The sequence below is a fragment of the Paenibacillus sp. EKM10P genome (genome assembly GCF_011800655.1).
GTDB lineage: Bacteria > Bacillota > Bacilli > Paenibacillales > Paenibacillaceae > Paenibacillus > Paenibacillus polymyxa.
In genome coordinates this window covers 641,192-664,931 of sequence record NZ_JAALET010000001.1, presented here as the reverse complement: position 1 = coordinate 664,931, position 23,740 = coordinate 641,192, and the positions used below count along the sequence as shown (strand labels likewise).

At 45.4% G+C, this 23,740-nt stretch carries 24 protein-coding genes and 1 riboswitch; of the genes, 5 read left to right on the top strand and 19 right to left on the bottom strand.

The features are described from left to right. Nucleotides 1-195 precede the first annotated feature (195 nt). The 7 genes from HFE01_RS02990 to HFE01_RS02960 all read right to left on the bottom strand — a co-directional run bounded on the left by HFE01_RS02990 (nucleotide 196) and on the right by HFE01_RS02960 (nucleotide 7,273). Nucleotides 196-1,152: a 4-hydroxy-3-methylbut-2-enyl diphosphate reductase gene (locus HFE01_RS02990; RefSeq protein WP_025364457.1), complete on the bottom strand. Its 957-nt coding sequence runs from the start codon at nucleotides 1,150-1,152 to the stop codon at nucleotides 196-198. 110 nt (nucleotides 1,153-1,262) lie between these two features. Then, nucleotides 1,263-2,741 (bottom strand): sensor histidine kinase, encoded by a 1,479-nt coding sequence (locus HFE01_RS02985; RefSeq protein WP_017426656.1) that lies wholly within the window; start codon nucleotides 2,739-2,741, stop codon nucleotides 1,263-1,265. Between the two features lies 1 nt (nucleotide 2,742). Further along, a complete protein-coding gene (locus HFE01_RS02980; protein ID WP_016820507.1) occupies nucleotides 2,743-3,432 on the bottom strand; it encodes a response regulator transcription factor in 690 nt (229 codons plus the stop codon). A gap of 150 nt (nucleotides 3,433-3,582) precedes the next feature. After that, entirely contained in the window at nucleotides 3,583-5,166 is a 1,584-nt protein-coding gene (locus HFE01_RS02975; RefSeq protein WP_019686771.1) for a S1C family serine protease, read from the bottom strand. 195 nt (nucleotides 5,167-5,361) lie between these two features. Next, a complete protein-coding gene (locus HFE01_RS02970) occupies nucleotides 5,362-5,670 on the bottom strand; it encodes a hypothetical protein (RefSeq protein WP_016820509.1) in 309 nt (102 codons plus the stop codon). 84 nt (nucleotides 5,671-5,754) lie between these two features. Next, entirely contained in the window at nucleotides 5,755-6,330 is a 576-nt protein-coding gene (locus HFE01_RS02965; protein ID WP_016820510.1) for a 3D domain-containing protein, read from the bottom strand. A gap of 61 nt (nucleotides 6,331-6,391) precedes the next feature. After that, nucleotides 6,392-7,273, bottom strand: coding sequence for a putative sporulation protein YtxC (locus HFE01_RS02960; protein ID WP_016820511.1), 882 nt, complete (start codon nucleotides 7,271-7,273; stop codon nucleotides 6,392-6,394). Nucleotides 7,274-7,512: 239 nt separating this feature from the next. Between HFE01_RS02960 and HFE01_RS02955 the strand changes: the two genes are divergently transcribed. The 4 genes from HFE01_RS02955 to HFE01_RS02940 all read left to right on the top strand — a co-directional run bounded on the left by HFE01_RS02955 (nucleotide 7,513) and on the right by HFE01_RS02940 (nucleotide 10,778). After that, a complete protein-coding gene (locus tag HFE01_RS02955; RefSeq protein WP_016820512.1) occupies nucleotides 7,513-7,908 on the top strand; it encodes a hypothetical protein in 396 nt (131 codons plus the stop codon). Between the two features lie 196 nt (nucleotides 7,909-8,104). Continuing rightward, nucleotides 8,105-8,599, top strand: a complete 495-nt coding sequence (locus HFE01_RS02950; RefSeq protein ID WP_025364453.1) for a cation:proton antiporter regulatory subunit — start codon at nucleotides 8,105-8,107, stop codon at nucleotides 8,597-8,599. Nucleotides 8,600-8,603: 4 nt separating this feature from the next. Next, entirely contained in the window at nucleotides 8,604-9,830 is a 1,227-nt protein-coding gene (locus tag HFE01_RS02945) for a cation:proton antiporter (RefSeq protein WP_107733922.1), read from the top strand. Between the two features lie 84 nt (nucleotides 9,831-9,914). After that, on the top strand, nucleotides 9,915-10,778 hold the full coding sequence (locus HFE01_RS02940) for a YitT family protein (RefSeq protein ID WP_107733923.1): 864 nt from the start codon (nucleotides 9,915-9,917) through the stop codon (nucleotides 10,776-10,778). A 148-nt stretch (nucleotides 10,779-10,926) separates the two neighbouring features. Here the strand turns inward: HFE01_RS02940 and mqnC are convergent, their stop codons facing one another. From mqnC to metA, 4 genes are all read right to left on the bottom strand, one after another. Then, the gene (gene mqnC, locus HFE01_RS02935) at nucleotides 10,927-12,060 is read right to left on the bottom strand and encodes a cyclic dehypoxanthinyl futalosine synthase (RefSeq protein WP_016820516.1); all 1,134 of its coding nucleotides are present in this window, start codon (nucleotides 12,058-12,060) and stop codon (nucleotides 10,927-10,929) included. A 341-nt stretch (nucleotides 12,061-12,401) separates the two neighbouring features. Then, a complete protein-coding gene (locus HFE01_RS02930) occupies nucleotides 12,402-13,580 on the bottom strand; it encodes an aminotransferase class I/II-fold pyridoxal phosphate-dependent enzyme (RefSeq protein ID WP_016820518.1) in 1,179 nt (392 codons plus the stop codon). Then, nucleotides 13,577-14,761: a PLP-dependent transferase gene (locus HFE01_RS02925; RefSeq protein ID WP_044788299.1), complete on the bottom strand. Its 1,185-nt coding sequence runs from the start codon at nucleotides 14,759-14,761 to the stop codon at nucleotides 13,577-13,579. The genes HFE01_RS02930 and HFE01_RS02925 overlap by 4 nt, the downstream gene beginning before the upstream one ends. Before the next feature lie 124 nt (nucleotides 14,762-14,885). Beyond that, nucleotides 14,886-15,803, bottom strand: coding sequence for a homoserine O-acetyltransferase MetA (metA, locus tag HFE01_RS02920; RefSeq protein WP_017426648.1), 918 nt, complete (start codon nucleotides 15,801-15,803; stop codon nucleotides 14,886-14,888). Nucleotides 15,804-15,920: 117 nt separating this feature from the next. Continuing rightward, nucleotides 15,921-16,047: riboswitch (SAM riboswitch) on the bottom strand. 549 nt (nucleotides 16,048-16,596) lie between these two features. On the opposite strand from metA, the gene corA reads away from it, so the two are divergent. Further along, nucleotides 16,597-17,532 (top strand): magnesium/cobalt transporter CorA, encoded by a 936-nt coding sequence (gene corA, locus HFE01_RS02915; RefSeq protein WP_013370115.1) that lies wholly within the window; start codon nucleotides 16,597-16,599, stop codon nucleotides 17,530-17,532. Nucleotides 17,533-17,651: 119 nt separating this feature from the next. Here corA and HFE01_RS02910 read toward each other — a convergent pair whose 3' ends face one another. The 8 genes from HFE01_RS02910 to HFE01_RS02875 all read right to left on the bottom strand — a co-directional run bounded on the left by HFE01_RS02910 (nucleotide 17,652) and on the right by HFE01_RS02875 (nucleotide 23,735). Continuing rightward, complete coding sequence (locus HFE01_RS02910) at nucleotides 17,652-18,659, bottom strand: HRDC domain-containing protein (RefSeq protein ID WP_016820521.1); 1,008 nt, start codon at nucleotides 18,657-18,659, stop codon at nucleotides 17,652-17,654. A 166-nt stretch (nucleotides 18,660-18,825) separates the two neighbouring features. Further along, complete coding sequence (locus tag HFE01_RS02905; RefSeq protein WP_181955914.1) at nucleotides 18,826-19,704, bottom strand: ROK family protein; 879 nt, start codon at nucleotides 19,702-19,704, stop codon at nucleotides 18,826-18,828. Between the two features lie 217 nt (nucleotides 19,705-19,921). Next, nucleotides 19,922-20,818 (bottom strand): 5'-3' exonuclease, encoded by an 897-nt coding sequence (locus HFE01_RS02900; RefSeq protein WP_016820523.1) that lies wholly within the window; start codon nucleotides 20,816-20,818, stop codon nucleotides 19,922-19,924. Nucleotides 20,819-20,890: 72 nt separating this feature from the next. Then, nucleotides 20,891-21,256 carry an arsenate reductase family protein gene (locus HFE01_RS02895; RefSeq protein WP_016820524.1) on the bottom strand — a complete coding sequence of 122 codons (366 nt, stop codon included), beginning with the start codon at nucleotides 21,254-21,256 and terminating at the stop codon, nucleotides 20,891-20,893. Nucleotides 21,257-21,298: 42 nt separating this feature from the next. Further along, entirely contained in the window at nucleotides 21,299-22,255 is a 957-nt protein-coding gene (locus HFE01_RS02890) for an RluA family pseudouridine synthase (RefSeq protein WP_016820525.1), read from the bottom strand. Nucleotides 22,256-22,276: 21 nt separating this feature from the next. After that, nucleotides 22,277-22,840, bottom strand: a complete 564-nt coding sequence (locus HFE01_RS02885; RefSeq protein ID WP_016820526.1) for a cob(I)yrinic acid a,c-diamide adenosyltransferase — start codon at nucleotides 22,838-22,840, stop codon at nucleotides 22,277-22,279. Nucleotides 22,841-22,858: 18 nt separating this feature from the next. Beyond that, nucleotides 22,859-23,428, bottom strand: a complete 570-nt coding sequence (locus HFE01_RS02880; RefSeq protein ID WP_016820527.1) for a hypothetical protein — start codon at nucleotides 23,426-23,428, stop codon at nucleotides 22,859-22,861. A gap of 100 nt (nucleotides 23,429-23,528) precedes the next feature. Then, nucleotides 23,529-23,735, bottom strand: coding sequence for an aspartyl-phosphate phosphatase Spo0E family protein (locus HFE01_RS02875; RefSeq protein WP_016820528.1), 207 nt, complete (start codon nucleotides 23,733-23,735; stop codon nucleotides 23,529-23,531). Nucleotides 23,736-23,740: the final 5 nt, after the last annotated feature.

Below are 23,740 nucleotides of genomic sequence, written 5' to 3'. Positions count from 1 at the left end.
TCGCTTTTAAGCTTTTATTCGTTAAAGCAACTATACCTGTTTTAACTTGCCTCGTCAAGGCTTAATTATCCCGAATAGTTCTATTTTTTGACTTAGTGAAGCTGATCTAATTGAATAATATCGGTACTTAAACAATTTGAAAAAAGCCGCTACCCGGATGTTTGTATCCGAATAACGGCTGTAATCAATGACATACTATTTCGTCGTTTTTGACTTTTCTCGTACAGGAGGCAGCAGTTTTTTCATATCAATGGTTCGCTGAATCTCCCATGTTTCCGGGTTATCCGCTTCATACTGTTCCAAATACGTAATGACCTCTTTGGTAATCAGCGTAGGTGTTGAAGCCCCGGAGGTCACAGCTACTTTGGCTACACCCTCAAGCCACTCCCTCTTCAGCTCGGTTATATCAGAAATACGATAAGCCGTAGTACCAGCTATTTCCTCTGACACCTGAGCCAATCGGTTGGAATTGTTGCTTCGCGGGTCACCGACCACGATTACCAGATCCGCCTGTCCTGCCTGCTCAGCTACCGCTTCCTGACGTACCTGTGTCGCCAAACAGATTTCATTGTGTATCTCGGCACCTGGGTACTTTTCTAGAAGCTTTTTCATTATGTGCTTGATGTCCCATTGACTCATGGTCGTCTGATTCGTAATCAGGATTTTGCCTGCTGACAGTGTAAGACTGTCAATCTCTTCTTCCTTTTCAATCAGATGAACATGGTCAGGAGCAATACCGATAGCTCCCTCTGGCTCTGGATGATTCTTTTTGCCAATATAAATAATCTGATAGCCTTCGGCAGACTTCTCCCGAATCAGATCATGTGTCTTCGTCACGTCAGGGCAGGTTGCGTCAACCGTAGTCAATCCCTTGTCTCGTGCCAGCTTGCGAACCTCTGGTGATACGCCATGAGCAGTGAAAATGACAGTACCACTCTCTACCTGGCTTAAAATCTCCATGCGGTTCGGTCCGTCCAATGTAATGATTCCTTCGTCTTCGAAGGAATTGGTGACATGACTGTTATGAACAATCATGCCTAGTATATAAATAGGCCGGGGTAAGTCCAAATTTCTGGCTGCCTGACGAGCCAATACCATGGCATCGACTACGCCGTAGCAGTAACCCCGGGGCGAAATTCTGAGTACCTCCAAAAATAGCCCCCACTTTCTTCGACACAGTATACAGCCCCAATAACTGGACAGCTGTGGGCTTTTATGCCTCTACCGGCCAATCTATGATGTAGTTCCCCTCCTATTATAGCCTATTCCAAAGGCGCGGAAAAGCTGACTGGAAGCCAAATGACAAAGGTCGTTCCTTCTCCTTGGCGCGTAACCACTTCCACAGACCCCTGATGTTCATCAATAATCCACTTGGCAATAGATAATCCCAAGCCAATTCCCTCTGTCACGCCGCGTGACTCATCTGCCCGGTAAAACCGGTCAAAAATAAAGGGAACCTCACTTTTGTCCATACCAATACCTGTATCACTGATCCGTAGCCCTACCTGTCCCTGATAAACAATCGCATCAAATCGGACTGTGCCTTCAGGCGTATATTTAAAAGCATTATCAATGAAAATGAATAGCATTTGCTGCAAATAATCTTTGCTTCCGTCCATATAAATACCATTCAACAACGAAAAGTCGCCCACATTCCATTCGGCCGTTCGCTCCAAAAACTGAGCACGACGAGCAACCTCGTTTACGAGCGGCTCCAGCGCAACAGGCATCTTATCGAATGTTTTCCCCGTGTCCGCTCTTGCAAGTGACAACATATCGCTCACCAAGCGACTCATTCGCTTGCCTTCATCCGCCATGTCATTCAGCGCCTCCATGGAAAGCTCGCGAATCATGGCTTCATCCATATTCGGTCGCTCGCCCGGTTCGGTAGTCCACATTTTGAGCAGAAAATCAACGTTGCCACGAATCGTCGTCAAGGGTGTGCGCAGTTCATGGGAAGCATCGGCCACAAACCGGCGCTGCGCACCATATGCATCTTCAAGTTCCTTGTAGAACACTTCTGTACGCCCCAGCATGTTGTTAACCGTCCCGATCAATTGTCCAATTTCATCTGGTGGTCCGTCATATTCAATCCGAACACTCAAATCATTACTCGATTGAATCTGATTGGCCCCCTCAATGACCTTAACCAGCGGCTTCATAGATTTACGAGCCAGGAAGAGACCAGAGGTCGCAGCAGCGAGTAAGGCAAATAGTGAACCGTACACAAGCACATTTTGTAACCTGTTCATAAGTCGGTCCTGAGAGCCCGTGAATTGCCCTACCTGTAGCAGCCCGACCACCAAGCCCAACTCCTCGGATTTGATCGGCTGTTGAATAATCATAAAGGAATCACCATTTACGTTCACACGCCGAATTCCTTCATTTTGAACTGCTCCTGCCGCTGTAGACGGAACAGGGAAGGTGATACTGAGGTCTTTCATATTTTGGGTCGTTTTGGTTACACCGGACGTATAATTGTAAATTTGAACATAGAGCTGTGAGTCATCTATTCCACGCCCCTGCTCCAATCCCAAATCCAGATTAGGGACCTCAAACAATCCCCCTTTTATAATAAGGCGTAATTGCTTGTTAATCTGTGGCGCCTGAGTCATAAGCTGACTTTTCACTTCATTATATGTGTAGTAATATACTAGTCCGTAAATAGCCAGACCAAAAATGACAAGCACTATAGCCAAGATGCTCGAATACCAAGCTGTCAGCCGCCACCGAATAGACATATTACACATCACCTCTTAAAATATAGCCAGCTCCCCGAATGGTACGAATAAGCCGTTTGCCACCATCCTGCTCCGTTTTTTGTCGCAACATGGCAATATATACTTCCAGCACATTTGATTCTCCGCTATAGTCATAGCCCCAAATTTTATCCATAATCAGATCACGCGACAGAACGCGTTTTGGGTTTTGCATGAACAGATGGAGTAGTTCAAATTCTTTGGCCGTCAGTTCCAAGCGTTTGCCACCACGAACTACTTCACGTGATTCGTTATCCAGTTGTAAATCCTCGAAGGTAAGCCGATTCCCATTATTGTCCTGCTGTTCAGTTTTACGCCGCAAAAGCGCTCGTACGCGTGCCAGCAGCTCCTCCAGAGCAAACGGCTTCACGAGATAATCATCAGCCCCCAGGTCCAGACCCTTCACCCGGTTCTCCACCTCATCCTTAGCTGTAAGCATCAGGACAGGTACCGTGCTTCCTCCCTCCCGCATACGACGGCAAACCTCAAAACCATCGACCTGCGGCATCATTACATCGAGCACGACCAAATCAGGCTCAGCTGTTAGCATTTTATTTAATCCCTCTGCTCCATTGGCGGCTGTCAGCACTTCATATCCTTCAAAAGCCAGCCCTCTGCGCAGCATGGATACAATTTTTTCATCATCATCAATAATCAGAATAGTAGAACGCATACACGATCAAACTCCTTTATCTCTTCTTCTTTTCCCTCTATTGTAGCAGGAGTAAACGCGTGTAGCATCTTGCCACCCCATGCAGCAAGAAACGGAAGGGTCGTTTTCCTTCCGTTTCTTACGTTCATGTTCAATTTTAGAGTTATTCTCTTACTGCTGAAGAGTCGAGCTAAAGTCATTTTTATTTCCTATTTTTAGCTGAATATCTTTTTTCTGCCCGGCTCGTTCGATGTTAAGCGTAAGTGCTGTACCCACTTTTTGTTTTTGGATGAATTGAATTAACTCCTGTGATGTGCTATAAGGCGTGCCATTAGCTCCGATAATTACATCATAAGGACGTAGATCGGCCTGATATGCTGGTGATTTGTATATAATATCCCGAACAACCGAGCCTTCGGTCAGAGATGTACCCAATTCCTTGGCTACTTCAGGGCTCAAGTTCAACAGACTTGCACCAATGAAAGGTACAGGTTCTTTCGGAATAGGCTGGTTATTTTTCAGCTTATCGACGACTTCCAAAATCGTATTGGACGGAATTGCAAACCCGATCCCCTGTGCATCTGCACTAACAGCTACGTTCATACCGATAACCTGCCCTTGCAGATTTAACAACGGTCCGCCAGAGTTACCAGGATTAATGGAGGCATCCGTTTGAATGAGATGCTTGTATTGTGTCGGTTTTCCAGTTGACTCACTATTAATGGTGATGGTACGTTCTTTCGCACTTAGCACACCGGCTGTTACCGAATGCTCAAAGCCTTCTGGGTTACCGATTGCAACCATCCACTCGCCGACTTTAGCGTTATCGGAGTCTCCCAAGGTTACGGTCGGGAAGTTATTTTTGCCTTCAATTTTAAGAACTGCCAAATCTAGATCTGCATTTTTGCCCAAAACTTTGGCTTCGTAAGGCTTGTTGGTTCCCTCTACTGTAACCTGTACCACACTCGCGCCTTCCACAACATGGTTGTTAGTCAGGACGTAACCCGATTTATCAAAAATAAAACCGGAACCAATACCCAGCGGAGTCAGCTGTCCACTGTTGCTGCCTTCATTTTCATTACTATTGCCGCTGCTGCCACTATCCCCATACTGGTTACCGAAAAAGTATTGATACAGCGGGTCATTGTAATAAGGGCTGCTTTGTCTGCCGCTTCCAGCACTAGATTGCTTGGCAAGTGTTTCAATTTTGACGACTGCCGGGCCAGCCTTGGCTACAACAGATTGAACATCAGCCGTACCTGAAGGCATCACAGCCGGAACTGCGCTTGGAGACGAGTTAGTGGTTCCCGAATTCGTCGTTTCTCCGCTTTCAGCTGCCGCCGAAGTCAACGCTGTCTCCGGTGTGAACATATTGGTTCGGTCAGCTGTATACATCAATACCGTAATGACCAGCATTCCGGCTAAAAAAGATAACAAAATCGTTTTTACCTGCGATTTGGGCTTATTCGGTTTAAATTGCCAGTTGCCGCTATTCCGACCAGAACCATCCTGTTGCTCAGGCATAGCACGTTGATAAGAGGAAGGAAGCGGTCTCACTGCCTGCGGTGGCGTAATCTCAACGTCCTCCACCGACTGCCCTTCCCTGCGTTGTCCGTCCGACTGCACTGAGGAGAAAGGGCCATAGGAATAGTAATATGAGGAACCATTTGAATCGTTTGGCCGAGTTGTTTTATCGTTATCAACCTGATCATTGTCGTTCCGGCGCCCGGAATTATTATTTTTAAATTCGTCCATTGTATATCTCCTCCCAAACCCTATGCTTCAAGGTGGTGTTGTTTAGCTGACTTTATTTTGCACTTTAAACCTTAATTCCACCTTAAAAAAAATTAAAAAGGAGATAAAACCTCAGACCTATTGTATCTAGCTACTTTTACTCAACGCGAAATGCCCCGGAATTCAATCCGGAGCATTTCGTGTTGAGTATGCTTTTTATTTTGTGTTAAAGTTCTCGTCGAACTTTTCGTTCGGTGTTTGTGCATTGCTTTGAATTTTGCTGCGACTGGAGTTTTGAACTTTTTGCGCTACTGCACTTGTACCGCCTTGATCTGTTGCAAATTCTTCGTCATACTTCTCATTTGGTGTTTGGAAGTTGTCTTGAATTTTATTTTGTTCAGACTGCTTCACCTTTTGAGAAACAACGCCTACCGTATCGTCTTGTGCAAATTCCGCTTTGAACTGATTTCCTGTGTTTGCCTTGAAGCCTTTGTTCATGAAAGAACTACCGCCTTGATTTGGCATATTCCTCGACCTCCCAGTATGGTTTGCGGGATAAGCTCATCCCGAAACATAGTATGTGAAGTCAGGAAAAACAATATTCAAGGATTATATGGAAGCATCCAGTGTCTCGGGCGGAATGGTCTTATGCGTTTCTATCGCCTTTTGCAGCGATTTTATCATTTTTTCGGTACACTTGCCGTTTCCTTTTTTTATGATTTGAACATCCACATCTTTCTTGCCCCATTCAGAATACACCTGCCGGATTGTTTTAAAATACAAGTCAATTTTATTGCCCTTAATCGCTGAACCTGTATCTGCTACAATCCCGTAACCGTAACCTGGAATGTACAATATGCTGCCCAATGGAAACATCTTCGGATCAGCCGCAATCGTGGACAGTGTATTTTTGTCACGACGCACTTTTACACCGGAATACGTGATACCGTAACCGGGATGATTCGGCCGTTTGCCAGTGGATTCATACCCTGCTGTATAACCTGTTGCCGTGACCGTCATGGTCGTAATAACCTGCTCTTCGCGTGGAGCTATAACAGGTGCGGATTGCCATTTCTTATGCTGGACCGGTTCTTTGTGACCGTAAACCTCATTGCCGGATAATACCAGACAGATTGCGATTAACATGGTTCCCAAAACCCGTTTCCATACCAACATGGATCTCATAAAAAACCTCCCCTTGAGGCAAAGGCTTTCCAGAAATCCATGAGTTTATACGGACTATTAATTATTTTTGAACATCCTGCCCCGGATAAAGTCTGCTTAGCTTCACTTTGTCTTCAAAAATATGCAGAAGCGTCCGCACAATAGGGGTGTGCTCATCGTCTGTGTGCAATATAATGGAAGCAGGAGATATCGAAATAAGAGTGCTGACGATTCGATCTTCAACTTCCATCTCCAGTTCAATACCGGGCATTTCCACAATAATATCATCTGCATCAGGAGTCGGTATGGGCACCATGGCACTATCGAGAATGATAAAATCATGCCCGCCTTGGTGAAGTACATGCACGAGTGGAACTTTGCTCTCCTGAAAAAACACAAAATATTTAAGCAGCCCCATAAATTCTTCGTATTGCCGATCTGCCCAGAATTCTTCCATCGCATAGTCAACGATTTCTTCAAGCTCTTTTTTGTACGCATGCAGTCTGAATTGAATAAGCCCTTCCAAATTGATTACACGAAGCTCCTTAAAGTCCTTTTCCAAGAGGGTGGTCAGCTTACCATGGCGCTTTAAACGTCCTCGGGGACCATCATCATTTAACAGTGAGCGAATCATGCTACGAATTTGTTCAACGTCCTCTTTCTCCAGCAACGAGCAGGCTTTGTTGAGAATATGATCGAGAATCCCCCACTCCCTGACTTCGATAATATAATCCGCTATGGCCGAAGACATGATGCTGTATACACAGGGAAGAAAGCTTTCAAACGCTGAATTGCTTTCAGTGCCCTTGCAGGTCCATGCCACTTTGTTGTCCAGCTGTCTGAAAGTGAATCGAAATCCGCGCCGTGACATATGTAGTCCCTTGGTTCTACTTTTGACCACTTCGTAAAAACGGTCGGTTTCTTGATCTCCGTCTGTATTGGTCCACACTGTAAACAGTTCCATTGGCTCACTCCTTTCGATCACTGCTTTCAGTATATGGCGGCCTCTGAAGGGTTATACGAAGTGAACGACTGGAAACAAAAAGACATATGCAAAAGAGGCCGATCAGGTTTCAAAGAGACGTTAAGCGTGTTATAAACAATTACCGTGATTAGGTAAAAACCGAAAGACGTTTGAATATTTAGGGCGGGGTATGTTAAGGTTATAGTGATATGAATTTTTCACAAGAGGGAGGAGATAAGATGTCAACGATGCTGAACATGCTGCGCACATTCATGATCGTCATATTGAGCCTCGTTCAGATTTTGTCCCTTCCTGTGACGTTTCACGCGGAAGATACCACTCAATCCCTTCAGTTTACTTCGGGATCTTCACTTATGCTTCATGCTGATGTTACTTCGTTAGAAACGGATTCTCACGGTCTGGAACATCATTCCAAACCAGCAGTGCGCAAATCCTCCCCATTACTGCATCTGGTGATCGCTGCGGCTAAATCACTTCCCTTTGTCATTCTGATAGCGCTTGTGCTGCTAATGAGCATCCCTAAGCTACGTCTGCCTTTTATACCTGTCATCTGTAAGCTAAAGAAGCAATTGTTCTTGTTCCCCATCAAATTTACCTCTAGTTATGTGGCTTAACCTCCTTTTAGCATGCATATCACCACATTTGCATGTCTCTTTGCTAACTTTCCTATTCATCTACTGCGTAAAATTTAATTTTCCATTTTTTATTTAAAATTTAATGCAATCTAATTTTTCATATCACTTCCAAAGTATGTGATTTATTTCCCATATCATTCACTTAAATAAACGTATTATACAGGAGGCTTTATAAATGGATATTCGAGAGTCTATTTTGCCAGGAATCGGAATTAAGTATCGAATTGATGCGGAGAGTGGCGACCGAATTGTCATTATTATTCATGATGATGGCAGACGTGAGCTATATCACTTTGATTACGAGGATCTGGAACAAAGCATTTCTATGACAACCCTGAATGATCAGGAAGCACGATTAGTAGCCTCCATCATCGGTGGTATGACTTATAAGCCCAAGCAGCTCGAAAGTGTAGAGATGACATTTGACGATTTTATTATCGAATGGTACAGAGTGGAATCCCACTATGCAAGTATAGGCAAATCCATTGGGGAGCTTGATGTAAGGCAAAATTCGGGTGCCACGGTTATCGCCATTGTGGAGAAAAAGGGAAAAAAATATGTAAATCCTGGCCCTGAAGTGATTATTAGCGATGATGCCACTGTAGTTGTTGTTGGAGAACGTGACCAGCAGAAACGCTTTAAACAAATCCTTATGAACGGAAGCGGGTGATTGAATGGATCATCTGGTATTTGAGGTTGGATTGGCTATTGCTCTAATCGCTGCAGCGGGGCTGATATCCTCCAAACTGCGCTTCTCGGTCATCCCTTTTTATATTCTGATCGGAATGGCAGTTGGACCTCATGCGATGGAGCTATGGCATTTTGATTTTCGGTTTATCGAAAGCGCCCCGTTTATTGATTTTATGGGGAGAATCGGAGTGCTGTTTCTTCTCTTCTACCTAGGGCTGGAGTTCTCAGTAGGTCGGTTGATTAAATCAGGTCGTTCCATTGCTGTGGGCGGTACCATTTATATTGGCATCAATTTTACACTGGGGCTGGCTCTCGGCTTCCTGAGCGGCTTTCCTGTAGCCGAGACACTAGTTATTGCCGGAATTACGACAATATCATCCAGTGCGATTGCAGCCAAGGTGCTAGTCGATCTCAAGCGTACCGCTAATGCTGAAACAGAAATGATTTTAGGTATTATTATGTTTGAGGATGTTTTCCTCGCCGTCTACATCTCCATCCTCTCCGGATTGGTTCTTAGCGACTCTTCCTCGCTCGGGGGTGTACTGCTATCGGCACTCATCGCACTTGGCTTTATGCTTGCAGTTATTATTATCGGTCGAAAGGCCGTCCCTCTGCTAAATCGGATTCTCCGTATCCGCTCCAATGAGGTATTCGGCCTCGTTGTTTTTGGCTCACTGTTCCTGGTGGCTGGTTTTTCAGAAACGATCCATGTAGCAGAAGCTATTGGAGCCCTGCTGGTCGGTCTGGTACTGGCCGAAACGGAACACGCCAAACGGATTGAGCATTTAATTGTTCCTTTCCGCGATTTCTTTGGTGCCCTGTTCTTCTTCAGTTTCGGACTGTCCATTGATCCGCTGTCTCTAGGAGGTAACGCCATATGGCTTGCGCTGGCAGCAGTCCTTCTCACACTATTTGGTAACATTTGGGCGGGTATGCTGGCTGGGCGTACAGCGTCCCTAACTCCCAAAGCATCCGCAAATATCGGTTTGACTATTGTGGCGCGAGGCGAATTTTCGATCATCATGGCCAACTTGGGTAAAGAAGGCGGTTTGCTTGATATTGTTCAACCTTTTGCAGCCATCTATGTACTCATACTGGCCATTCTTGGACCGCTTCTGACAAAGCAGTCAAAGCCTATCTTTAATATGCTAAACAAAATATTCAAATTTAAGGACCCTCGCTTACGAAAGGAAGAAAGCAAATCGGCGTAACTGTAAAAGCTGGATACGACAATCCATAGGAGGGAAGGCTATGCCGCACGTTGTAAAACATGCCGAAACTTTATGAGGCGGCTTGTGAAGCCCGCTTCAGGAGATGCGAGCAGGTTCCCTGTCTTTTATACGGTAATTGGCGGAATTACGGCATCCGTCGGTCTGGAATTGTTTTTACATCCGCATGATATGATCGCTGGAGGCGTTACGGGAATCTCCAGACTCATGTCGCTTTATACACAGGAGCATTTTGGGTTACTGCTATTCGTTTTGAACTTGCCACTAATGCTGCTGTATTCTTTGTCTACTCACAAACCCATGCTGCTTCGCGCACTCCCTGGCTTGTTTGCCTTTTCAGGCTCAGCCATCATTCTCTCGCCTTTTCCGGCAGTGAGCGGCCATCCGGTCGTATGCGCTTTGGGAGGCGGAATCTGTATTGGACTTGGCGCAGCGCTGACAGCTCGTCACGGGGGGTTGCTTGATTCATTAGGTCTCAGCGAATCTGACGATGGCCGTCCATCCACTTTGTTGCTAATTCATCGGAAAATTCCGTTAATACAGATCGTAATGTTGTGTAATGGCCTGCTGCTCATTACGGCTGGTTTTGTGTTAGGCTGGGAGCCAGCCCTCTATTCCGCCTTATCCTGTCTCGCTGCCTATGAAACGACTCGGCTGATGTTTACTGGTCTGAGACGCATGGTCTGTGTTGCCAGCAAAAAACAGCCAACTGTCGAAGATGCCATATATCGCAGGTTGCGTTTACACAGCACACCTATTGAAGGTTCTGCCGCCCAGATAAAGGGCAAGATTAAAAGCGAATCAGATAAAAAAGAACAAATGGTCATCATTTACAGTGTTCATCTTTTGGATTTGCAGCGCTTTAAGGCGGCCATCCAAATGGCAGACCCACAGGCTGAGATCATGTATATGAAGCGATGGGAAACGTAGCAAATCCCAAATATATTAACCATAATAGAAAAATGATTAAAGATATTGTAGTATCCACTCTTCCGCACAAAAACGCTTATCTTCACTATCCTTGTACATAGGATAGTGAAAGATAAGCGTTTTGTAATGTACGATATATTAGCTGATATTAATTTTGCATAATAAAGTCATGCTCAATACTGCTGGCACTGTCAAAAGTACGAATAATATCATAACGGGTATTGCGCTGTGCCGGAATGTGACCCGTCTCACGGATCAACTGTAAAATGGATTCGATGTTAACCTTATACGTTGCTCCCGCAGCGGAAACTACATTTTCCTCAATCATGGTGCTGCCAAAATCATCACAACCGTAGTACAGTGATTTTTTACCGATTTCCGGTCCCATCGTTACCCATGAAGACTGGATATGCTTGATGTTATCCAAAACAAGACGACTGATCGCTACAGTCTTCAAATATTCCTCTGGCGTCTGGCGTTCTTTCTTCAAATTCGTGTTGTCTGGTTGGAAGGTCCAAGGAATAAAGGCCAGAAATCCTTCAGAATTATATTTGTTTTCAATGCATTCGTCCTGAGCATCACGGACACGCAGCAAATGCAGCGCACGCTCCTCCATCAGCTCGCCAAATCCGATTACCATGGTAGCCGTTGTGTTCATCCCAACCTTGTGAGCTGTTTGCATGACATCCATCCAATCACGCCAGGAGCCTTTGAGACGGCTAATTTTGCGGCGTGTACGGTCATCCAAAATTTCTCCGCCTCCACCCGGCAGCGAATCCAATCCAGCTTCATGAATGGCTCGGATCGTTTCCTCCATGGATAGGCCGGATTTTTCCTTCATTTTGTGAATTTCAGCTGGTGAGAAGGAGTGCATTGTAATATCTGGAAAACGTTCCTTAATAGCTTTCAGCAAATCGGTATAATAGCTGAACGGCAGGTTTGGATTTACACCGCCTTGCATTAGGATTTCGGTGCCACCTACATCCTGCGTTTCCTTAATTTTTTGGAAAATCACCTCATCCGGCAAAACATAACCTTCATCGGAACCCGGTCTGCGGTAAAATGCGCAAAAGCGGCAGTATACGTCACACACGTTCGTATAGTTAATATTTCGTCCGATGACGAAGGTTTTTATGGGATCGGGATGCATGCGATTCATGACTTTATTCGCCGCATGACCTATTTTTTCAACCTCGTCTGATTCGAACAAAGCAACGGTATCCTCTAAATTCAGGCGTTCGCCGCGCAGGGCTTTATCTAAAATATGGTCGATTACACTCATGGTGTATCCTCCTTCGCTGTCACAGGGCGACGAAATGAAAGACAGGACTTATGAACGAGAATGCTTTCACAAACCTGCGTTCGAACCCTGCCGTAATGTATGTTCATGACTAGCCTTGTATGTTGTCTGTGCTATTTAGCATAGTAAAACCTAATGATAATACTAACATATCTTTTGGTAAGGAACCATACTTAGACTGAAAAGTGCCTTTTTTCACACTGTCTATCATGTCTTTCATATAGAAAACAGCAAGCCTCCTGAATACCGGAAACCTGCTGCTTAGGGCTGTACCTATTTGCTTCCTTCGTATAACGTTGAGATGCTATGGACGTGCTAACGTTCTAGCTCAGCGCCTCATCCAGATCACGGATCAGGTCATCAATGTCCTCTAGACCTACGGAGAAACGAAGTAGTCCGTCTGTAATCCCGCGCTCCAACCGTACACTTTGCGGCATAGCCGCATGTGACATCATTGCTGGGTACGACAAGATACTTTCCACAGCTCCCAGACTCACCGCCACAATGGGAATACGTACGCGACTGAGGACCTCTTTTGCACGTTCACCCGAACCCACATCAAACGATATCACTGCACCATAACCGCTCGATTGACTCTCATGAATCACACGCCCTGGATGATTTTCCAGGCCCGGATAGTATACCGCTTCAATGTCATTGCGCTCGTTTAGCCAATTGGCAAGCTTAGCTGCACTTTTTTCGCTGTGAGCCATACGCGCCTCCAGTGTCTTCATACCACGCATGAGCAGCCAAGACTCTTGCGGTGCCAGCACAGTACCTAATCCATTTTGAAGCTGCTTGATTTGTCTCCCCAACGATTCGGTACGAGCTACCGCAAGCCCTGCCAGTACGTCGCTGTGTCCACCCAAAAACTTGGTCGCACTGTGCAATACAATATCGACTCCCTGCTCAATCGGACGTTGATAATAAGGTGTCATAAAAGTATTATCCAACAACGTCAAAAGTCCATTATCCCTAGCCCAAGAGGTTATTCCAGCTACATTGGTAATTTTGAGGGTCGGATTAGATGGGGTTTCCATATACACAGCCCTTGTATTTTCCTGCAACGCCTCTTTCACAAGGTTGAGATCCGTCATGTCAACGAAGGTCGTTTCGATATTCATCCGTTTCAAGATGGAGGTCAGCAGTCGATATGTTCCTCCATATACGTCCTCCGAAACAATGACATGATCACCAGCGGATAAGAGCATAAATGTAGTGGAGATAGCAGCCATACCTGATGCAAAGGCAAAACCACAAGCTCCACCTTCTAATAAGGCGATATAATCTTCCAATGCTTGTCGTGTCGGATTACCTGATCGGCTATAATCATGCTGTGGAGGATTAAAAATATCATGATGGTGAAAGGTCGAAGCTTGATAGATCGGGACACTTGATGCCCCTGTAACACTATCAATTTCAGAGCCAAAATGCAGCAGCTTGGTTGCGAATTTCCGCCCTTTGTCCAGATCCTCTCCGATCTTCCTCGCATCCTCTATCATTGCTGCTCCCCTCCTTCTACTTCTTGACGTGCCGCTTCCAGTGCCGAACGCAAATCTTCAATCAGGTCATCTGTATGCTCGATACCTACGGAGAAACGAAGCAACCTGTCATCTACCCCGACTGCATCCCGAATTTCTGCCGGTATGTCCGCATGTGTCTGCACAGCAGGATAGGTCATTAGCGATTCCACACCGCCTAGACTTTCGGCAAACGCAATAAGCTTAATATGACGAAGCAAAGGCTCCACATAGCGAGCATCCTTTACTTTGAAAGAGAAAATACCCGTGTTTCCGCTGGATTGTTTATTTTGTATCTCACGACCTGGATGGCCCTCAAGCGCCGGGTAAAATACTTCCGCCACTGCTGGATGCGTCAGTAAATAATTAGACAACACCGTAGCATTATGCTCATGTCGATCCATACGTAGCGCTAACGTTTTCATCCCCTTCATCAACTGATAGCAGTCGCTTGGGGAAAGCACGGCCCCTATGGAATTGTGCAGGAAGGAAATTTCAGCTGACAGCTCTTTTCCTTTGCTTACAATCAACCCTGCCAGCACATCGTTGTGTCCGCCCAAATATTTGGTTGCGCTATGTACCACAATATCCGCACCTAGTTCCAATGGCCGCTGGAAATATGGTGTTAGCAGCGTATTATCTACAATAGTAAGCAACTCATGTTGTGATGCCCATGCAGCCACCGCTTGAATATCAGTAATCATCATTAACGGATTGGTAGGCGTTTCTATGAATACGGCTTTGGTATTCGGTCGACATGACTGTTGGAGTGCTTCGAGATCGTTTGTATCCACATAAGTTGCGGTCACACCAAATTTGGATAAAATACGCTCTAGCAAACGATAGGTCCCGCCATAAAGATCCAGCGATACAATGAGGTGGTCTCCCTGTCCAAACAAAGCAAATACCGTTTGCAGCGCTGCCATACCTGAGCTGCAAGCAAAGCCTGCATCACCAGATTCAAGTGCAGCAGCAGCCTCTTCCAGTACCTTTCGCGTGGGATTAATCGTCCGAATGTAATCAAACCCTGTGCTTTGACCCAGACGGGGATGGCGGAACGCCGTAGATTGGTAAATCGGGTAATTAACAGCCCCGGTTACTGGCTCCTCTACTGAACCGATTTGTGCCAATCTGCTTTCGATTCTCCACTGCTTATCACTCATATGAATCCTCCTGTTCACTTCCATAGTAGGTGCTATAACATATGCTGCAAAAATGGATGTCCAAGACTATACTGCTGCGCTACTGCAAGGTGGTACTGTATAAGGGTAAACTACAAGCCCATTTTTAAATCTGAGGTCCGATATCATAAGGTGTTTCTTGGTATACATAATAGTTAAGCCAATTTGAAAATAATAAATTGGCATGAGCCCGCCAGATCGAGGGCGGTATGCGTCCAGGATCATCATTAGGATAATAATTTTTGGGGACGTCAATATCCAGTCCTTTGGCTATATCGCGATCGTATTCCCATTTTAGCGAAAGTGGGTCATATTCAGAATGCCCTGTTACAAAAATTTGTTTACCATCAAGCGTGGCTACCAGGTACACTCCAGCTTCCTCGGATTCGGATAAAACTTCTAATTCGGCAATATGGTCAATATCTTCCCGCCGAACCTCGGTATGCCGAGAGTGGGGAGCATAAAACAGTTCATCAAAACCGCGTAGCAGTTTCACTTTAGGTTTAATAACGGTGTGTGGGAATACCCCAAAGCATTTGGTGTCGAGCCCGTATTTCGGAACATTGAAATGATGGTATAAGCCTGCCTGTGAGGCCCAACAGATATGCATGGTCGAAGTAACATTTGTTTTCGTCCACTCAAAGATTTGCCGGATCTCCTGCCAGTAGGTCACATCCTCAAACTCAAGTTGTTCTACGGGGGCTCCTGTAATAATCATGCCGTCAAAACGACTGTTCTTGATCTCATCAAACGTTTTATAAAACATGTTCAAATATTCTTGCGATGTATTTTTAGATACATGTGACTTCATATGCACCAACGTGACATCCACTTGTAACGGCGTATTGCCGACCAGACGCAACAGTTGGGTTTCCGTTGTTTCCTTCGTAGGCATCAAATTCAAAATGGCGATGCGCAACGGACGAATATCCTGATGATAAGCCAGGCTTTCGTCCATTACGAAAATATTTTCGCCCTCCAGTACTTCCTTAGCAGGCAGTGTATCTGGAATTTTAATCGGCATGTAAACTCACTCCTTGATCGGTAAGTTGTGCGAAAATCGTCTGGTAGAGATGCCGGGCATATAATAAAAAGACCTTTCTCGGTTAGAGAAAGGTCATATTTGTATCCATATGCGCCTCTCTCATCTGTCAGGGCTACGCTTCTTTGTACAAAGCGCGAGTCCTGCAAGAATTAGCACCGTGCGATAAAAATCGCCGGTTGCCGGGTATCATCGGGCTAGTCCCTCCACCTGCTCTTGATAAGATTTCGCTATATTCATTTTGGGTTCACAAAGTTCTTGTTGTTCACTTTAATGCATCGGCTAGGCTTCGTCAAGATGGACTTGTAAATTTGTGCCCTGCATTCACATTTTGTCTACCTTTTCCATAGGTTAAATCATATCCCCCCTTTCGCAGAAGCTCATATGACTGCTGTTGATTTAGCCCATGATTTTGCCCTTGAAAGGCCGTAGGCCGAGCGTTATACTATACAAGTGCTAATAGGCAAAAATACGGTGCAACAGTGTAGATTAGAGTGTTTTCTTCGATACTGTGGCAACCTAAAAAAGAACATTTGTGAGGTGAATCCGGAATGGAAGGCGACCCGAGTCCGAATAGGCGGCGATCCCTGAACAACAGCATAGGAATGACTTCAGCTTGCCGAAAGACGGGACGCCAGGCTCCGCATGCTCCAAAAGCCTTCTGCTTTTGATGGTATGCACGCTTACCCGCACCGGCTAACTGGCTAACTGAGTCCATTCCTTATGCTTAAGGTAAACGTATTTCCGTTACGACGGAGCATAAGGAGTGACATATATGAAAATCCGTTTGGTTAACAACGGGGTTTTTACCCCTGTCGAAGAAATTGAAATGGCGCTCACTGCACCGGCAGAAGGCTTTTATTGGATTGATGCCGATGTCGAGGATCTGACAGTGCTTCAGCCCTTATTTTCTATGCATGATCTTGCAGTAGAAGACTGTTTGAGTGAAGAAGAACAGCGTCCAAAGATTGAAATTTATGAAAGCCATTATTTTATCGTTGTAAATAGTATTCGTTTTGATGATGAAGAAATATTTTTGCGTGCTTTGAACATTTTTCTCGGCCGCCATTTTATCATTACGGTGACCAAGCAGAAAATCAATGAGCTTCGTACTCTCAAGCCTATGCTGTGGGAGCAGGAAGTTAGCCAGCCTGACCGTTTTATGTATCTGTTGGTCGATTTGATCGTTGATAACTATTTTCTGGTTGGTGACCGGATTGAAGTTCGTATTGAAAAGCTGGAAGAAGACATTCTAATGCATACGAAAAAGTCGCACTTGAACGAAATCATCGGATTGCGCAGTGAGATTCTATGGCTAAAAAAAGTGCTCGGCCCGCAAAAGGAAGTCATCAATACCCTGAACAAACGGGATTTGCGGCTTATCGACGATCAACTACAAAAATATTTTAGCGACATTTATGAAAATGCTGTGAAAATTTCGGAGACTTTCGAAACTTATCGCGACTTGATGGGGAACCTTAGAGAAGCTTATCAGTCAAGTATCGCCAACCGTGCTAATGAAATCATGCGTGTGTTTACCGCCATTACAACCGTATTTATGCCGTTGACGGTCATTACCGGAATATATGGGATGAACTTTGATAATATGCCTGAGCTTCATACACGTTATGGTTATTTTGTCGTCATTGGGATTATGGTGGCACTAGGTGTCAGTATGTTCTGTATTTTCCGCAAGAAGGATTGGGTTTGAATTATTTGGTTTTCAAGCTTGGTCATCAAAAGCAGCAGCCGAGTCCTATGAGGAACTCGCTGCTGCTTTTTTATGCTGCACCTTATTTGTACTTTAGGACACTTTCAATCGTCTCTATATTATCCAACATGTCGGTCAGGTACCTCCTGATGGCGGAACCGTATACGAATCAGTCGCAGTCGCTCATAAATTTGATCCAGCCCTGCTTCCGTCGCTTTTTCTTCTCCATACACTTTTAGCATAATGGGCTTGAGCAGCGTATCTCCCAACTCTGCATAAGCAGACCAGATGGCTGCCTGCTCCTCCTCTGATACATGTGCCAATTCCTTGCGGATCAGCTTCTCCATATCCATTCCATCCCTATCCAAATGCTCTACAGCTTCAATCATTTCTCGACGGTGCAAGCCTGTCTTCATTCCGATATGCTCAAGTGAAAGACCGTCCGAAATGCCTTCGATAATCGCTCTAGTTAGGCTAAACTTATTCAGTTCCTGTCTGTACTGGTTTTCTTTTTGCTTGTACAGCCATGACAAAAAAACTTCTTCTTCAAGTGTCTCTGTTACCCAGTTCAGCGGAAAGGGCGTGGTCCGATCATTTTGTTTCGTTATAGCCAATAGCTCCGTCCCATATTGCGACACCTTACCCAGGCCCATACCAGGTAGTTCTAACAATTCTTCTTCGGTATGAGGAAGATAGACGCTGATGAGTCGAAGTAGTCGATTCGTAGCGATAAAATAAGGTGCTTTTCGCTCAGTTGCTGCCTTTTGCCGTCTCCACAATGTTAATTGTTCATACACTTCATCACGCGGAAACAAATCACTATAGCAATACAGCTTTTGTAGCGTTTGTCCACGTCCTGATGATCCTTCTTGCTCATGAAAAACGCCATGAATTAGAGGCCTGTAGCCCTCAGCCATCTTGAGTGCCAGCTCATGACGGTATACATGCAGTAATTCCTGCCACAAACTGCCTTCATACCAAAGGTCGTCTATACTTTCATCTGGTACATGATGTGTGCTCCAGCCTGCACTCCATCCCCCTTCATGTTGTCCGATCCATACCTGCGCAAAGTCCTCACAGCCCTGTTCATTCCGTTTGGACAAGCGATTTAAAAATACAATCTCCATGGTTCTTCCTCCCTCATAAGGTTAAAATGACTGACTCGCACAATACACAAACGTAAAAAAAAGCACCTATCCTGCGTATTCGCAAGAAAGGTGCTTCCCTTTTTGATCCGTACTATGCTGTTGCCTATATGATAACCGGACCTCGGAGTACCGTCAACCATAAATTCTAAGAATTCAGCTTTTCCTTGGCCAAAGCCAGAGCACCGCACAATCCAGCATTGTCACCCAAGCCCGGAGATACGATATATTGCTCAATTTCTGTAGTCAGACTCAGATGCTGTACGTACCCATTCAAAAGTTGTTGAAGCTTGGTACGAATGAGCGGGAACAATTGATCCTGCTTCATTACTCCGCCGCCCATAATAATTTTTTGCGGTGACAGGATTAATACATAGCTCATTAAAGCCTGGGCCAGATAATGCGCCTCCATTTCCCAGGCCGGGTGATCCACAGAAAGCTCATGCCCTTTAACCTTCCATCTTTTTTCGAGTGCTGGCCCCGCTGCCAGTCCTTCCAGACAATCTCCATGATATGGACATGTGCCCTCATAGTGATCTTCTGGATGACGACGTACCAAAATATGTCCCATTTCCGGGTGGGATAATCCATGTACCAGCTTTCCGCCAACCAAAGCACCCGCTCCGATGCCTGTACCTATTGTAATATACAGACAGTTGTCCAATCCTTTAGCGGCACCCCAAATGGACTCACCCAGTGCTGCTCCATTCACATCCGTGTCAAACCCCATAGGTACATCGAAATGCTCCTTCAGTTTGCCAATCAGATTATAATTTCCCCAATGCGGCTTTGGCGTTGTTGTAATATAACCATATGTATCACTGCCTTCGATAGGATCAATCGGTCCGAATGAGCCTACACCCAGCGCTTCAATCCCCTTGCCTTCAAAAAATGCAATGACATTCTCCATGGTTTCTGCTGGAGTCGTTGTTGGAAAGCTTGCTCTTTCCAATACCTCTCCTCGTTCATTTCCAATTCCACATACAAATTTGGTACCGCCTGCCTCAATTGCTCCCAATACTGTCATAGCTGCTGTAATCCCCTCTCCATGATCTCTCTCCATTATATTCACCTGAAACGAGCCTAAGGTCAATCCCCTTATCACAATTGTATAAAATCCTTCACATGGTTATATACCTAAGCTGAGTTAGTTGTATACAAATAAGGACACTAACGCACCAAGCGCCAGCATCCCTATATAACTTAGTCCACCTGAAATGCACAGCACAAGCCTAACAGCTTCATTATGATCCGGTTGCGACACCCATCAACGTACACAAGCTCTTCATTTCAAGCTGCTCAAACTTATCGACAATTTGCACGTGATCCAGCGTCAACAGACAGCTGTCTAAAGCACACGCAACAGGCACATCACAGTGAATTTTAGCAAGTTTGCGTGAAAGATGCAGCATATCCAAATCACTCTCGATCTTTTTACGAACCGATGGAGTCAATTGATCCAGATTTTCCAGAATGCCTTCAATGGAGTCGTACTCCTGCACCAGCTTGAGGGCAGTTTTCTCACCGATTCCGCGTACTCCCGGGTAATTGTCACTTGCATCACCCATCAAGCCTTTGAGGTCGACCACTTGGCTTGGCTTAAGCCCTTTTTCTGACAGCAGGGTCTCCGGGGTATATACCATATAATTTCCATGCCCTTTTTTCATAATAATGACCCGTGTCCGCTCATCTACCAATTGAAGTAAATCATGATCTCCCGAGAGAATCATGACATCCATATCCTCATTTTGCGAATAATGACGTGCGAGCGTACCGATACAATCATCCGCTTCAAAGCCTTCCGCCCCAATGTTGGGAATGCCGAGGCTGTCCGTCACTTCACGGATCAAAGTAAATTGAGGAATCAAATCATCTGGCGCGTCGGCACGGTTGCCCTTATACGCAGCAAAATGTTCCCCACGGAATGTCGTTCCACCCATATCCCAGCAGCAAATGACATGTGTAGGATTAAAGGTTTGAACTGCATCCCAAAAATATCGAATAAAACCATATATGGCGTTCGTTGGTACTCCAGCTTTTGTACGACGGATATAACCGTTTGCAGCGGTTGCATAATAAGCACGAAAAAGCAGGGCCATGCCGTCAACCAGCATTACGGATTGTTCATTGCGTTGTGTCACAGATTGTATTGCTCCCATTCATCATAATATTTAACCCTCACAGTATAACATAATGTGGGGGTAAATTGGGCTTTACTGAGCTCCCCATGTCCCCTCAAATGTTTCCTCTTTGAATCCTACCGTTACTTTATTCCCGTCAGTTATAATCGGGCGTTTAATTAATCTTCCATTCGAGGACAAAAGCGAAATTTGCTCTTCACGGCTCATGTCTCCAAGCTTATCTTTCAGCTTTAACTCTTTGTATACTTCACCGCTCGTATTGAAAAACTTTTTCAGTTCCAGCCCGCTTTTTTTAATCAAGTCTTCCAATTCCTCCGGGCCGGGCGGTTGTTCAAAAATAGGAATCAGTTCCGTCTCATGCCCCTTGTTTTGCAGCCATTTCACTGCATTACGACAGGTGCTGCATTTAGAATACTGGTATACTTTCAGTTGGCTCATCGCTAGATTAACCTCCATTTGGTTTCAATCTTTGTTGAATATTTATTCTGGATATTGAGCCCTTAACAGCTCTTGCATTCCGATCATATCATCCGGTAGAGGAGCACAAAACGACATTCGCTCCCCGGTCACAGGGTGCACCAAGGATAATTCTGAAGCATGCAGGGCTTGTCGAGGCATCCTGGCATCAAGCTGATCATATCGCTCACGTTGCACAGCGTCATCGGGTGTAATCCGGTACATTTTGTCTCCGATTAACGGGCATCCGATATATGTCATGTGAACCCGAATTTGGTGCGTACGTCCGGATTCCAATTTTAGACCGATGCGGCTTCCTTCGCTCCATACTTCCTCCAGCTTATATAGCGTAAGGGCAGGATAACCATCTGGAGTCACCATACGCAAATGCGGATTATCCGGGTTGCGGTCAATCGGTCCGTCCACCCTGCCTTCCTGCTGCTCAGGGCGCCCATGCACCAAAGCTGTATAGCGCTTGTCCACCGTTCCCGCAATCATCTGTTCGGAAATATGCTGGTGTACATACGGATTTTTAGCTACAACCAGCACGCCGGTCGTCTCCTGATCAAGACGATGAACAGGCCGAAACCGAAACAGCTCTCCCTTGGTCTGCCAATAATGCACAACCCCGTTCGCCAGCGTTCCTGTGTAATGACCGTGAGTCGGATGGACAATCATCCCCGCCGCCTTGTTCACTACTAACAGATGTTCATCCTCAAACAAAATCTCAAAAGGAATGGGTTCCGGTAAAATATCATCGGAACGCTCGCGCTCCATGCGGATCTCTACTCGATCCCCGGACTTCACCTTTACGCTGATATACGCACGTATCCCGTTCAGCATGATCCCCTGTTCGGTCAGCTTGAGTTTGGATATGAGCTTGCGAGAAATGTTCATACGTTTTTGTAGAATGGTCTTCAGCAGCATGCCCTCCTCCTCAGGAGGGATCATATATACGATAGGTTCATAGTACAAGCTCATCACAAATTCCTGATTGCCTCCTTATTTGCGGAACACTTTTTTGCTGCGAACATATTCGACATCAGGTACACCCTGACGTACATTCGCAGTGCGAGCCACAACAAAGAAATAATCGGACAGGCGGTTCAAATACCGACGTACCGCAGGATTGATATCTGTGTGCTTACCTAGTGTAACAGCACGGCGTTCCGCACGTCGGCAAACCGTGCGGCAAACATGAAGCGTCGAAGATAATGTACTGCCTCCCGGGATAATAAAGCGTTCCACCTTCGGGTTTTCCTCTTGGCATGCATCAATCCAGCCTTCCAGCCGCTCTGCCAGCTCGTCTTTGACCTTATATTTACTTTCACTGATTTTAACAAACGCCAAATCTGAACCACAATCGAACAGCTCCTGCTGTATTTCTTCCAATTGAGTCCGAATGTCCGCAAACTTTTCCCCTTCGGCAAAGCTGATCGCTTGTCCCACAAAGCTGTTCAGCTCGTCAATGGTACCGTACGCCTCCACACGGTCGTCATCTTTAGACACTCGACCGCCGATCACAGAAGTTTGTCCTTCATCACCTGTTCTGGTATAAATCCCCATACTTTTTCATCCCCTTTATCATTCTGTGAGTGCTTTCAGCACCTTGATGGCTTCTTCCTTATTGCTTGTGCGTGGCGGTACGGTAGCAAATAATGTGTTTGAGTTATATTTTAGGTCCTTAAACATCTTCATCTGCTCCACCGGAATTCCGAACAAATGAGTTTCCTTGATGACATCCGTTCCTTCTTCCCCTTGCTCCTTTTTCTTAAATACGCCGCCTTCGAATACACCCCGGGCATATGTCTTCTTGTCAAAGGCATCATCTAAGGGTAGATTCGAACCATTTTGTCCATACAACTTCATGTCCTCTTCCGGCAAAAGAAACAAATCATGTTCTCCGGCCGCATATTCTACGACCAGCTTCTGCTGATTATACAGTGGGCTGACTGAAATCTCGATTGTCGGAGCCTGTTCGCCCAGCTTATCCTTAAGCTTTTGTGCCAGCTCGTCACGAATGACTGAAGCATCCCCTTTATCCATAATAAATATGGAGAAGCTGTCCTTGTCTCGCCCCCCACATCCAGCCAATAGTACAAGTGCTATGATTCCGATGATCCATGGCGATAGCCTTTTTAGCCCTGCTTTCATCTGTACGCCCCCTCTTCCATGCCACTAATATATCATAAGTTGTGAACGCAAAAAAAGAAGGCCCTGCGGCCTTCTTCGTAGCTATGGTGACTTCACACAGTTACACTCTGCATTCCGTACCGTACAGCTTCATGTATTCATTGATTTTCAAATCTAGTTTGCAGCTAATCTCGATGACAAGATCAGAGGTCAAGGACTGCTCTTCCTGAAACGTCCGCATCATCTCATTGCGCAGGAACAAAATTTCATCTTCCAGGGAAATGTCGTATCCTATTGAACTCGGCGAATTATATCCAACATATGACATGAGCA

Coding starts and splice junctions, on each gene's coding strand:
- HFE01_RS02985 (WP_017426656.1), bottom strand. CDS start 2,741: ATGTCTATTCGGTGGCGGCTGACAGCTTGGTATTCGAGCATCTTGGCT.
- HFE01_RS02980 (WP_016820507.1), bottom strand. CDS start 3,432: ATGCGTTCTACTATTCTGATTATTGATGATGATGAAAAAATTGTATCC.
- HFE01_RS02975 (WP_019686771.1), bottom strand. CDS start 5,166: ATGGACGAATTTAAAAATAATAATTCCGGGCGCCGGAACGACAATGAT.
- HFE01_RS02970 (WP_016820509.1), bottom strand. CDS start 5,670: ATGCCAAATCAAGGCGGTAGTTCTTTCATGAACAAAGGCTTCAAGGCA.
- HFE01_RS02965 (WP_016820510.1), bottom strand. CDS start 6,330: ATGAGATCCATGTTGGTATGGAAACGGGTTTTGGGAACCATGTTAATC.
- HFE01_RS02960 (WP_016820511.1), bottom strand. CDS start 7,273: ATGGAACTGTTTACAGTGTGGACCAATACAGACGGAGATCAAGAAACC.
- HFE01_RS02955 (WP_016820512.1), top strand. CDS start 7,513: ATGTCAACGATGCTGAACATGCTGCGCACATTCATGATCGTCATATTG.
- HFE01_RS02950 (WP_025364453.1), top strand. CDS start 8,105: ATGGATATTCGAGAGTCTATTTTGCCAGGAATCGGAATTAAGTATCGA.
- HFE01_RS02945 (WP_107733922.1), top strand. CDS start 8,604: ATGGATCATCTGGTATTTGAGGTTGGATTGGCTATTGCTCTAATCGCT.
- mqnC (WP_016820516.1), bottom strand. CDS start 12,060: ATGAGTGTAATCGACCATATTTTAGATAAAGCCCTGCGCGGCGAACGC.
- HFE01_RS02930 (WP_016820518.1), bottom strand. CDS start 13,580: ATGATAGAGGATGCGAGGAAGATCGGAGAGGATCTGGACAAAGGGCGG.
- HFE01_RS02925 (WP_044788299.1), bottom strand. CDS start 14,761: ATGAGTGATAAGCAGTGGAGAATCGAAAGCAGATTGGCACAAATCGGT.
- metA (WP_017426648.1), bottom strand. CDS start 15,803: ATGCCGATTAAAATTCCAGATACACTGCCTGCTAAGGAAGTACTGGAG.
- corA (WP_013370115.1), top strand. CDS start 16,597: ATGAAAATCCGTTTGGTTAACAACGGGGTTTTTACCCCTGTCGAAGAA.
- HFE01_RS02910 (WP_016820521.1), bottom strand. CDS start 18,659: ATGGAGATTGTATTTTTAAATCGCTTGTCCAAACGGAATGAACAGGGC.
- HFE01_RS02905 (WP_181955914.1), bottom strand. CDS start 19,704: ATGACAGTATTGGGAGCAATTGAGGCAGGCGGTACCAAATTTGTATGT.
- HFE01_RS02895 (WP_016820524.1), bottom strand. CDS start 21,256: ATGAGCCAACTGAAAGTATACCAGTATTCTAAATGCAGCACCTGTCGT.
- HFE01_RS02890 (WP_016820525.1), bottom strand. CDS start 22,255: ATGAGCTTGTACTATGAACCTATCGTATATATGATCCCTCCTGAGGAG.
- HFE01_RS02885 (WP_016820526.1), bottom strand. CDS start 22,840: ATGGGGATTTATACCAGAACAGGTGATGAAGGACAAACTTCTGTGATC.
- HFE01_RS02880 (WP_016820527.1), bottom strand. CDS start 23,428: ATGAAAGCAGGGCTAAAAAGGCTATCGCCATGGATCATCGGAATCATA.
- HFE01_RS02875 (WP_016820528.1), bottom strand. CDS start 23,735: ATGTCATATGTTGGATATAATTCGCCGAGTTCAATAGGATACGACATT.